The organism is Pseudomonas sp. lyk4-R2A-8 (assembly GCF_030209095.1).
GTDB classification, from domain to species: Bacteria; Pseudomonadota; Gammaproteobacteria; order Pseudomonadales; family Pseudomonadaceae; genus Aquipseudomonas; species Aquipseudomonas quebecensis.
The window spans coordinates 85,851-96,882 of sequence record NZ_JARVSS010000010.1 but is presented as its reverse complement, the minus strand read 5'-3'; the positions used below and the strand labels follow the sequence as shown (position 1 = coordinate 96,882).

The 11,032-nt window shown below is 61.9% G+C and carries 10 protein-coding genes; 1 reads left to right on the top strand and 9 read right to left on the bottom strand.

The window, feature by feature from the left end:
* Window positions 1-2: 2 nt before the first annotated feature.
* The 6 genes from QRN10_RS10850 to copC all read right to left on the bottom strand — a co-directional run bounded on the left by QRN10_RS10850 (window position 3) and on the right by copC (window position 5,686).
* On the bottom strand, window positions 3-860 hold the full coding sequence (locus tag QRN10_RS10850) for an aldose 1-epimerase (protein ID WP_285428393.1): 858 nt from the start codon (window positions 858-860) through the stop codon (window positions 3-5).
* Between the two features lie 116 nt (window positions 861-976).
* On the bottom strand, window positions 977-1,852 hold the full coding sequence (locus tag QRN10_RS10845; RefSeq protein WP_285428392.1) for an SMP-30/gluconolactonase/LRE family protein: 876 nt from the start codon (window positions 1,850-1,852) through the stop codon (window positions 977-979).
* 25 nt (window positions 1,853-1,877) lie between these two features.
* Window positions 1,878-2,696: an NAD-dependent epimerase/dehydratase family protein gene (locus QRN10_RS10840; RefSeq protein ID WP_285428391.1), complete on the bottom strand. Its 819-nt coding sequence runs from the start codon at window positions 2,694-2,696 to the stop codon at window positions 1,878-1,880.
* 194 nt (window positions 2,697-2,890) lie between these two features.
* On the bottom strand, window positions 2,891-4,153 hold the full coding sequence (locus QRN10_RS10835; protein ID WP_285428390.1) for an OprD family porin: 1,263 nt from the start codon (window positions 4,151-4,153) through the stop codon (window positions 2,891-2,893).
* A gap of 306 nt (window positions 4,154-4,459) precedes the next feature.
* Window positions 4,460-5,317: a copper homeostasis membrane protein CopD gene (gene copD, locus QRN10_RS10830; protein WP_285428389.1), complete on the bottom strand. Its 858-nt coding sequence runs from the start codon at window positions 5,315-5,317 to the stop codon at window positions 4,460-4,462.
* Window positions 5,318-5,320: 3 nt separating this feature from the next.
* Window positions 5,321-5,686, bottom strand: a complete 366-nt coding sequence (gene copC, locus QRN10_RS10825) for a copper homeostasis periplasmic binding protein CopC (RefSeq protein WP_181081736.1) — start codon at window positions 5,684-5,686, stop codon at window positions 5,321-5,323.
* Window positions 5,687-5,801: 115 nt separating this feature from the next.
* On the opposite strand from copC, the gene QRN10_RS10820 reads away from it, so the two are divergent.
* Window positions 5,802-6,422: a TetR/AcrR family transcriptional regulator gene (locus tag QRN10_RS10820; protein ID WP_285428388.1), complete on the top strand. Its 621-nt coding sequence runs from the start codon at window positions 5,802-5,804 to the stop codon at window positions 6,420-6,422.
* 117 nt (window positions 6,423-6,539) lie between these two features.
* Here QRN10_RS10820 and preA read toward each other — a convergent pair whose 3' ends face one another.
* The 3 genes from preA to hydA form a co-directional block, all read right to left on the bottom strand.
* Window positions 6,540-7,814 (bottom strand): NAD-dependent dihydropyrimidine dehydrogenase subunit PreA, encoded by a 1,275-nt coding sequence (preA, locus tag QRN10_RS10815; RefSeq protein ID WP_285428387.1) that lies wholly within the window; start codon window positions 7,812-7,814, stop codon window positions 6,540-6,542.
* Window positions 7,814-9,181 (bottom strand): NAD(P)-dependent oxidoreductase, encoded by a 1,368-nt coding sequence (locus QRN10_RS10810; protein ID WP_285428399.1) that lies wholly within the window; start codon window positions 9,179-9,181, stop codon window positions 7,814-7,816. The genes preA and QRN10_RS10810 overlap by 1 nt, the downstream gene beginning before the upstream one ends.
* Before the next feature lie 164 nt (window positions 9,182-9,345).
* Window positions 9,346-10,785, bottom strand: a complete 1,440-nt coding sequence (gene hydA, locus QRN10_RS10805; protein WP_181081739.1) for a dihydropyrimidinase — start codon at window positions 10,783-10,785, stop codon at window positions 9,346-9,348.
* Window positions 10,786-11,032 lie beyond the last annotated feature (247 nt).

Genomic DNA, 11,032 nt, shown 5'->3' with positions numbered 1-11,032 from the left:
GGTCAATGCGGGAGGTATTTCAGGGTGAAATCGAGGTGGGTTGATTGGCCCTGTTCCAGCAGCTTCAGCCCCGGCCTGCCCGGCAGGTGATGGGCATTGACCGGATGGCTTACCGGTTCGATGCAAAAGAAGCCGAGCCCCGGCGGGCAGTACAGCAGGAAGTAATCGGCGCCGATGGCCCGGCACTCCAGGGCATAGCCCAGCTCCGGCTGTTCGATCCGGCAGGCCCCATCCCACTGGCAGAAGCCATTGTCCACGAGGCCATCCGGCAGGTTTTTCAATATGTGGAAATCCCAGGCATCCGGAATCGCCGCCAACGCTGTCGGTAACTTGCTCGCGTCGCTCAGCCATACCTGCGCCGCCCTGGCCTGCAATTGCGTGCCGGCCCGGCGCGGAAAGTAGGGGTGCAACCCAAACCCATGCCACGCCGCCTTTTCGGCCAGATGGGTCACGCACAATTGAATGCTCAGTTCGCCGTTATTCAAGCGAAACCGTTGCTCGGCGCGATAGGCGAAGGGCGTTTGGCACAACACCTCCAACACTGCCTCAGTCGTCGTTTGGCTGACCACTTGCCACGCCTGCTGCCAGGCCGAACCATGAATCGCAAAGGGGTCGGTAAGGCTGTTGGGCGTCAGGGCCAGCCAGCCGTCGGGGTTCTCAAAACCGCCTTCGGCGATGCGGTTGGACCACGGCACCAGCGGGTAGCAGCCAAGCTTGCCGGGCAGCCCGGTGTTCAGTGCCTGCTGGTCGCTATGCCGTAACAGCGGCTGGCCGGTGGCGCGCACGCACCAGTTGACGAGGCTGCCGCCCACGGCAGGGTTCAGAGTGAGGTGAGTCACATGGTCTTCAAGTTCAAGCATGATCACTCCGCTGAGCGCTCCCACGCTCTACGTGGAAGCGCTGCCTTGGATGCTGTTGGATCTTGACGCGCAGCGTCACAGGATGCATGCCCACACAGGCGCGCAGGAAGAATCAGTCAGAGGGTGAAGGTGGGCTCCGGCAGGCCGGTCACCCCGGGGTTGAGGGCGAACACGCCCCCGGCGAGCGACTGCGGGCCCTGGTCATCACGGATCGAGGTGACGAACAAGGTGTCCAGGCGACTGCCGCCAAACGCGCACATGCTGGGCTTTTTCACCGGTACGCTCAAGGAGCGATCGAGGCGACCTTCGGGGGTGAAACGGTGGATCAGCCCGGCGTCGTTGGCGCAGATCCAGTAACAGCCGTCGGTGTCCACGGCGGCGCCGTCGGGACGGCCGAGGTGGTTGTGCATGTCGACGAACTCGCGGCGGTTGGACGGTGTGCCGGTGTCGAGGTCGTAATCAAAAGCCCAGATCCGTTGCACCAACGGGTGCGAATCCGAGACGTACATCGTGCGGCCGTCGGGGCTGAAGGCCAGGCCGTTCAGCGTGATAAAGCCTTCCAGCTGAGCATGCGGCGCGGAACCTGACGCATAGCGGTAAAGGATGCCCTCGGCCGCATTCAGGCCCATGTCCAGTACCATGCTGCCGGCCCAGAAGCGCCCCTGGCGATCACAGCGGCCATCGTTCAGGCGCATGTCCGTGCGCGGGTGCTCGACACGGGCCAGGAGCGTGGCGTCGAGGCTTGCGTCGTTATGCGGGGTGAGTTGGAAAAACCCGGTTTCCATGCCGGCGACCCAATTGCCCGCGTCGGTGCGGGCGATGCAGGCGAGCATCTGCGGGGCTTTCCACGCAGCCAGGTGGCCGGTGGCGGCGCTCCAGCGCTGCAGGCCGCCGTTGGGGATATCCACCCAATATAGGGCGTTTTCCTCGGGTACCCACACCGGGCATTCGCCCACGGCGTTGCGGGCGTCGACGATCAATTCAGCAGTCATGGCCACTTCCTGGGTTGGTGAACGCTCAATCGCCAAACGGCCCGGCCGCGCAGAACGCGCCGCCCTGATACACCTTGGCCGGGTCGTTGTCAGCCACCGGCGGCTGGGTTTCTACCTGGGCGCGGAACACTTCGGAGTTGTCCTTGGGCACGAAGCCCAGGTGCGCGGCGTAGCGGTTATCCCACCAGGTGTCGAGGTTGTCCGACATACCGTAGACCACGGTGTGGCCGACGTTGGGCGTGTACAGGGCGCGTTCGAGTAGTTGGGTCAGGTCATCGAAGCTCAACCAGGTGTGCATCATCCGGCGATTCTGCGGCTCGGGGAACGAGGAGCCGATGCGGATGCTGACGGTCTCGATGCCGTAGCGATCGAAGTAGAAACTCGCCATGTCTTCGCCGTAGGACTTGGACAGACCATAGTAGCTGTCCGGGCGGCGCGGGGAGCGGGCGTCTACTTTTTCGTCCTGCTTGTAGAAGCCGATCACATGGTTGGAGCTGGCGAAGATCACCCGTTTGACGCCATGGCGGCGCGCGGCTTCGTAGATATGGAAAACCCCGCAGATATTCGCGCCGAGAATCTCCTCGAACGGTCGCTCCACCGACACGCCGCCAAAGTGCAAAATTGCGTCGACGCCTTCCACCAGGTGATGCACGGCTTGTTTGTCCGAAAGATCGCACGGCTGCACTTCTTCCTGGGCGTTGGCGGCGGGGGCCATCTCGGCGATATCCGACAGGCGCAGTACGTGGGCGTAGGGGCGCAGGCGTTCGCGCAGGACTTTGCCCAGGCCGCCGGCGGCCCCGGTGAGCAGCAGGCGATGGAAGGGAGTTGGGGTGATGGTGGTCATGAGCATTCCAGATTTTTGTTGTAGGTTGTCGTATGAGTATGGCGAAGTATTGTTACGGAGCTCCGGGTTGTCAACGTCGATTCGGCTCGCCGCGACAGCGGTGGGTCAGCTAAGGAAACATCGGCTGACCCGGCCTCATCGGCGGCAAGCCCCCTCCCACATGAGTTGGGCGTCAGTTTCAGGTTGTGCAATCTTTAGAGCAGCGAGATCGGGTAGCTGATGAATATCCGGTTCTCATCGAACTCGTTGGTGCTGAAATCCCGACGCATCGTTGAGTTGCGCCATTTCACGTTGAGGTTTTTCAGCGCGCCGCTCTGCACGGTGTAGGCCAGTTCCGATTCGCGGCCCCATTCCTTGCCGTCAGTGATCGTTCCGGTGTGCACGTTGCTGCCGCTGATGTAGCGGTTCATCAAGGTCAGGCCGGGTACGCCGAGCACCGCGAAGTTGAAGTCGTGACGCAGTTGCCAGGATTTTTCCTTGGCGTTGTCGTAGCTGGAGTTGTAGCTGTCGTTGGCCAGGGTGCCGCCGCTGGTGCCGTTGACGCGCATCCACACGCTGTCGCCGCTGAGTTTCTGCAGGCCCACGTAAAACGTGTTGCCGCCGTACTTGGCCGAGAGCAGGGCAAACGCGGTTTTGTTATCGAGGTCGCCGGCCAGTGCGCTGCCGTCCTCTTTGCCGTTGAAAAAACCGAGGTTGGCGCCCAGGGTCCAGTCGCCCAGCGGTTGGCTGTGGATGAGGTTGACGTACTGCTGCTGGTAGATATCTCTGAGCTCGGCGTACCACAGGCCGACCTGGGTGCGTTTGTCATTGAAGGTGTATTCACCGCCGCCGAAGTTGAAACGGTCGGACTTGAACGCGGTTTTGCCGTTCATGAACATGTCTTCCATGCTCGCGTCGTTGCGCGGGCTGTTGCCGCGAAATTGCCCGCCGTAGAGGGTCAGGCCCGCGATTTCATTGGACGTGACCTGGCCGCCGCGGAAGGTTTGCGGCAGTGAGCGGCCATCGTCGGAGCGCAGGATCGGCAGCACCGGCATCCATTCGCCGACTTTCAATTCAGTCTTCGACAACTTGGTTTTCAGCGCCACGCCCAGGCGTCCGAAGTTGTCGGCGGGGCGGCCGTCGTCGTGGATCGGCAACAACTGGGTGCCGCCGGTGCCTTTACCGCCATCGAGTTTCTGCGAGTACAGCCCCAGCACGTCAATTCCGAAGCCAACGGTGCCTTGGGTGTAACCGGACTTGGCGTCGAGAATGAAGTTCTGCGTCCACTCTTCAGCCTTGCCCTGGGCGTTGCCTGGGTTAGTGAAGTTACGGTTGAAATAGGCGTTGCGCAGGTTGAGGGTGGCCTTGGCGTCGTCGACAAAGCCGTCGGCATGCGCGGCGAAGGGCAGGGTGATGGCCAGGCTGCCGAGGCCGACCAGGCCCAGGCGTGCGCAGGAATTGCGGGCGAGTTGACTCACAGTGACGCTCCATTCTTTTGTTGTTTTTATTAGATGTCATACGTCGTCGTACAACATTGGTGCGGATATTTGCGAGAAATTCTCGGAGTGTCAAGCAGAAGTCATACGATGACTAAGGTGCGCGAGGTTACTGTGGGAGGGGCGGCACGGGTATCAGTGAAAACATCCCTTGAGGCTCCTGTGGTGAGCCAGCTCACCACAGGGCAGGCCTGCTCCCCACAGAGTTATGTGTCGGCCTCTAAGACCTGTGTAGATACCTATGGCTATCGCAGGCAAGTCGAATCGTCGCACCGCCCCTCCCACATTTCAGCCAGCCAGGACCATCGGAGGCAAGGTGCCCAGCACCGAAACGGCCGCTACCGCACAAACACCGAGCAGCCACTCCAGCATTACGCTGCCTTTCAAACTGGCCAAGCGCTGTTCGTCGCTATCCAGGCGCAGCCGGTTCAGCAGGGCCAAGCCCAACATGCCCAGCACCAGCATCACCTTGATCAATAGAATCAAGGCAAAACCACTGAACAACGGCGTGGGCCACAGTTGCCCGGTGAGGACACGCACGTTGATCAACCCGCTCACCAGCAACGCCGCAACCAGGCCATAGCCGACGCCGCTGAAACGCCTGAGGACCGGCTCCAGCCGGTAACGCGGCGCTTGCCTGAAGATCAGCACCAGCAACAGCAACCCGCCCAGCCACGCGCCGACACACACCAGGTGTACCATTTGGTTGAGGATCAGCAGGCGTCCGCTCATCCCGTCCAGCATAGCGCCGTGCCCCACCGGGGCCAGAGTGGCCAGCAACAGTGCCAGCAGCGGCAGGCGCAGCGCCGGCCAGGGTTTGACCAGGGCGATCACCAGCAGCAGGTTCAGTAACAGGTGCCAGACCCACACCTGGCCGAAGAACGTCTTACTCAACACCAGGCGTACGGTGTTCGGCTGCAGTGCTGCGTCCCAGCCGCCGGCCATGCTCGCGGTGATCAGCAGCAACCAGGCCGCGCCGGACGCCAGGCCGATCCAGGCCAGCCCACGGGTGAGGCGCAGCAAGGTGCGGTCCAACGCCGGCTGTGTATCGCCGCCCAGCAGCCAGGGCCTGAAGGCCCAGGCTCCGAACATCAGCAGCACGACGATAAAATGCACGAAGCGGCACAGCACCAGCAGGGTTGCCATCGCTTATTGGCCGACCTTGAAGCGATAAGTGCCTTCGCTTTTGTGGGTGTCGACGGAGACCGCATGCCACTCGACGGTGTAAGTGCCGGCTGCCAGCGGCGCGGCCGGTGTGACCACCAGGACTTTTTTGTCGGCGTCCGGGGTTTCCAGGCCTTTGATAGCGACTTCGGTGCCGTCCTTGCTCAGGGACACCTTGGTGAAGGTGGCCTCGACGCCTTCGCTGAAAGTCAGACGCAGGTCTTTGGGCGCGGTGACGGTACTGTCCTGCGCCGGGGTGGCGCTTTTCAGGTGGGCATGGGCAAATGCCGCCGAAGCGCCCAGCAGGGACGCGAGCAGGGCAACGGTGGTCAGGGCTTGCTTGATCAACATTGTGCAATACCAATCAATGGGGAAGAGCGGGCAGTGTACGAAGTTTCGACTGTGCCTGTCGCCCCGATCTAGAGCGGTGGTAGTCTTTGGTTTATGTCTTTGTCAGGGAGCCCATATGGGCAATCACAAGAGTGGCATTCGCCGAGCCAACGTCGAAAAAATCCTGCTGGCGGCGGAGAAAGTCTTCGCCGAGAAAGGCTATGGCAGCACCGCCATGGCCGACATCGCCGAACAAGCGCAACTGCCGCGCTCCAACCTGCATTACTACTTCACCACCAAGAGCGAGCTGTACAGCGCGGTGCTGTTCGATCTGCTGGACCTGTGGAAACAGGATGCCCTGAGTTTTGAAACCTACGATGACCCACGGGTGGTGCTCAGCAGCTACATCCGCGCCAAGATGCAGCGTTCACGCACACGGCCGTACGGCTCGAAAGTCTGGGCCAACGAAATCATCCACGGCGCGCCGACCCTGGGTGAGGCGCTCGACGAAAGCCTGTACGACTGGGCCAAGATGAAGGAAGCGAAAATTCGCCAGTGGGTGGAAGACAAACGCATCCTGCCGGTGGAACCGTCGAGCCTGCTGTATATGATCTGGGCATCGACCCAGCACTACGCCGACTTTGATCACCAGGTGACGATTTTGAATGATCACCAGCCGTTGTCGGATATGCAGTTCGAGAAGGCGATCCAGACGGTGACCAGTGTGATTCTGCGGGGGATTGGGTTGGAGCCTTGAGTATCGTGGTGGGGCTTGGGGCCTCATCGGGGGCAAGCCCTCCCACACTTGACCGCATTCATTCAGACAGACTCGGTCGAATGTGGAAGGGGGCTGCCCCCGATGAGGCCTGAAGGGCTACACCGCCTCCCTGCACGGATTCCTCGGATCCTGCGTCCAATTCAAAAACGGCTTGCCCGTGTCGATGGGCACCATCTCGATGCAATCGGCCACCGGGCAGGTGATCTGGCACAGGTTGCAGCCCACGCATTCATCATCGATCACTTCGTATTTATGCGTGCCGTCCGCTTGTTTCAGGCTGGCGATGGCCTGGTGCGAGGTATCCTCACAGGCAATATGGCAACGCCCACAGCCAATGCACGCCTCTTGGTCGATCTTGGCGATCACCTGGTAGTTGACGTCCAGATACTTCCAGTCCGTGGTATTGCCCACCGCGCGGCCGGAAAACGCTTGCAGGCTCTGGTAGCCATGACTGTCCATCCAGCGCGACAGCCCGTCCTTCATCTCTTCGACGATGCGAAACCCATGCAGCATCGCCGCCGTGCACACCTGCACCGCGCCGCAACCGAGGGCGACGAATTCGGCGGCGTCGCGCCAGGTGCCGATGCCGCCGATCCCGCAGATCGGCAAGCCTTGGGTCTGCGGGTCGCGGGCAATTTCAGCGACCATGTTCAGGGCGATCGGCTTGACCGCCGAACCGCAATAACCGCCGTGGGTGCTCTGGGTGCCAACCGTCGGCAGCGCGACCATACGCTCCAGGTCGACGCTGGTGATGGAGTTGATGGTGTTGATCAGCGACACCGCATCCGCCCCGCCCCGATACGCCGCGCGTGCCGCCACGCGGATGTCGGTGATATTCGGCGTGAGCTTGACGATCACCGGCAGCGAGCAATAGGTCTTGCACCAGCGCGTCACCTGTTCCACGTACTCCGGCACCTGGCCCACCGCCGCGCCCATGCCGCGTTCTGGCATGCCGTGGGGGCAGCCGAAGTTGAGCTCGATACCGTCGCAGCCGGTGGCTTCCACCAGGGGCAGGATGTTTTTCCACGACTCTTCAACGCAAGGCACCATCAGCGACACGATCAGCGCGCGGTCGGGCCAGTCCTTTTTCACCTGGGTGATTTCCCGCAGGTTGATCTCCAGGGAGCGGTCGGTGATCAGCTCGATGTTGTTGATGCCCAGCACTTCACGGTTGGCGCCATAGTGCGCCGAGTAACGCGAGGATACGTTGACCGCCGCCGGGTCCTCGCCGAGGGTTTTCCACACCACGCCGCCCCAGCCGGCTTCAAAAGCCCGGACCACGTTGTAGGCCTTGTCGGTGGGCGGCGCGGAGGCCAGCCAGAACGGGTTGGGGGCTTTGATACCGGCGAAGACAATCGAGAGATCGGCCATTACGCAGCCTCCACATTCAGCATGAGTTGGGCGTGCATGGCCTCGGCGGCCCGCTTGCCATGTTGTACCGCCTGCACGGTAAGGTCCTGGCCGAGGCTGACGCAGTCGCCGCCGGCATAGACGCCTGGAATGCTGGTGCGCAGGTGCTCGTCGACGAAAATCCGCTCGCCCACGCGGTGCAGTTGCTGGGCCAGTGGGTCGTGCAACGCCTCGTTATCGAAGCCTTGGCCAATGGCCTTGAATATCGCATCGGCGGCCAGTTCGAAGGTTTCTCCCGTGGCACTCAGACGTCCGTTTTCCATGCGTGTGCGAGCAAAGCGCATGCCGCGAACGTGGCCCTTATCGTCGAGCAACACCTCTTCAGGCTGAGCCCAGGTCAGCAGACGTACCTGGTTGGCCTTGGCGATGTCCTGCTCATGGTGGGTGGCGCCCATATCGGCCAGGCCACGGCGGTAGACGAGGTTGACATCGCGGGCACCGAGGCGGGCCATCTGCACGGCCATGTCGATGGCGGTGTTGCCGGCGCCGAGCACGATGCAGCGGTCGGCCAGCGGCAGTTGGGTCAGGTCATCGGCCTGGCGCAGTTCGCGGATATAGTCGGTGGCGGCGAGCAGGCCGGGGGCGTCCTCATGGGGTAGACCGAGTTGCTTGCTGGCGGCCAGGCCCAGGCCGAGAAATACTGAATCGAATTGCTGGTGCAGTTCGCTCAGGGTCAGGTTGTCGCCCAGGCGCTGGCCGTGGCGGATGTCGATGCCGCCGATCTGCAGCAGGAACTCCAGCTCCTTCTGGGCGAAGTCATCCACCAGTTTGTATTTGGCGATCCCGTATTCATTCAGGCCGCCGGCCTTTTCCCGCGCTTCGAAAATCACCACGTCGTGGCCGTGCAAGGCCGCGCGATGGGCGCAGGCCAGGCCGGCGGGCCCGGCGCCGACCACGGCGATGCGTTTGCCGGTGGGCGCGGCGCGTTGGAACGGGTGTTCGCTGAAGTGGGCATTGTCGACCGCATAGCGCTGCAACAGGCCAATCAGAACTGGCGCACATTCTTCGGCGTTATTACGGACACAGGCCTGCTGGCACAGGATTTCGGTGGGGCAGACCCGCGCACAGCTGCCGCCGAGGATGTTGGCCGAGAGGATTTTCTGCGCGGCGCCCTGCACGTTATCGGTGTGGATATTGCGGATGAACGAGGGGATATCGATCTCGCTGGGGCATGCATTCACGCACGGCGCGTCGTAGCAATACAGGCAGCGTGAGGCTTCCAGTTGGGCCTGGCGGGCGTTGAGAGGCGGTGCCAGGTCGGTGAAATGGCTGGCGAGGGTTGCGCCATCTTCTACGGGATGGGGGAGGTGGGTCAGGGTCTGGATCACGGTGGTGGCCTCACGGTTATTGAGGTTCTGCCTCTGATGGGCGATCGTTCCCATGCTCTGCGTGGGAATGCCTCACTGGACGCTCTGCGTCCGCTCTTGGAACGCGGAGCGTCCCTGGCTGCATTCCCACGCAGAGCGTGAGAACGATCATGTGCGCTGTATGTTCAGCGCTTCACAGCAATTGGCCTGGAATGCTCGGCCCGCTTGCTCAACTGCTCGAACACCGCCGGATACGCCGGCCGCTCCACATAGCGCCCGGCCCCGCGCTCGGCGCGCAGGTCGCCATCGGCCCAGACCAGCTTGCCCTGGCTGATGGTGTGGCTCGGCACGCCGCGCACGGTCTTGCCTTCGAAGATGTTGAAGTCGACCTGCTGGTGGTGGGTCTTGGCGGAAATGGTGCGTGTGCCCTGCGGGTCCCACAGCACCAGGTCGGCATCGGCACCCACGCGGATCGCACCTTTGCGGGGGTAGAGGTTGAAGATCTTCGCGGTGTTGGTGGAGGTCAGCGCAACGAAGTCCTGCATGGATAAGCGGCCGGTGTTGACCCCTTCATCCCATAGCAGTGCCATGCGGTCTTCGATCCCGGCGGTGCCGTTGGGGATCTTGCTGAAGTCGTCGCGCCCGGCGGCTTTTTGCTCGGCGCAGAAGCAGCAGTGGTCGGTGGCGGTGGTGTGCAGGTTACCCGATTGCAGGCCGTGCCAAAGCGCCTCCTGGTGCCCGCGCGGACGGAACGGTGGGCTCATCACATAGCCGGCTGCAGTCTGCCAGTCGGGGTGCTGATAGACGCTGTCGTCCAGCAGCAGATGGCCGGCGAGCACTTCGCCGTACACCGGCTGGCCCTTGCCACGGGCATAGGTGATCTCATCCAGGGCTTCTCGGGTGGACACATGCACCAGGTACAGTGGCGTGCCGATGGTTTCGGCGATCCGGATCGCCCGGCTGGCCGCTTCGCCTTCCACCTGGGACGGCCGCGACAGCGGGTGCGCTTCCGGGCCGGTGATGCCCTGGGCCATCAGCTTGCGTTGCAGGTGGTACACCAGCTCGCCGTTTTCCGCATGCACGGTGGGCACCGCGCCCAGTTCCAGGCAGCGTTCGAAGCTGGCGACCAGGGTGTCGTCCGCCGCCATGATCGCGTTCTTGTAGGCCATGAAGTGCTTGAAGCTGTTGATACCGTGGTGGCTGACCAGCTCGGCCATTTCCTCGCGCACCTGTTCGCTCCACCAGGTGATCGCGACATGGAAACCGTAGTCGGCCGCCGATTTTTCCGCCCAGCCGCGCCACTGATGGAAGGCTTCCAGTAACGACTGCTGCGGGTTGGGAATCACGAAATCGATGATCGATGTGGTGCCGCCGGCCAAACCCGCCGCCGTGCCGCTGAAAAAATCTTCGCTGGCCACGGTGCCCATGAAGGGCAGTTGCATATGGGTGTGGGGGTCGATGCCGCCGGGCATCAAGTATTGGCCACTGCCGTCGAGCACTTCGGTGCCGACAGGAATGTCCAGGTCCATGCCAATAGCGCGAACTAGACCGCCTGCGCATAAAACATCGGCGCGGTAACTTTCATCATGGGTAATTACGGTGGCGCCACGGATCAACAGCGACATGTCGAATTCCTCACAGGCTTGACCGGCTTGTGCCAGTTCTAAGTGTTGTAATGCTGCGTTCCCATCTCAGGTTTATTCCTGACATCGGTGACAGGAATAGAAACTAGCCCGAGTTTTCCGATTGGGCAAGCGTATTTTTTACAAGCTTATTCAAGATATAACCTATTGAAAATAAACTAAAAAATGTTGGAATCACCAAAATGTAGCGGGCGTTCACCATTTTGACGCACTTGACAGGTTTGCAAAT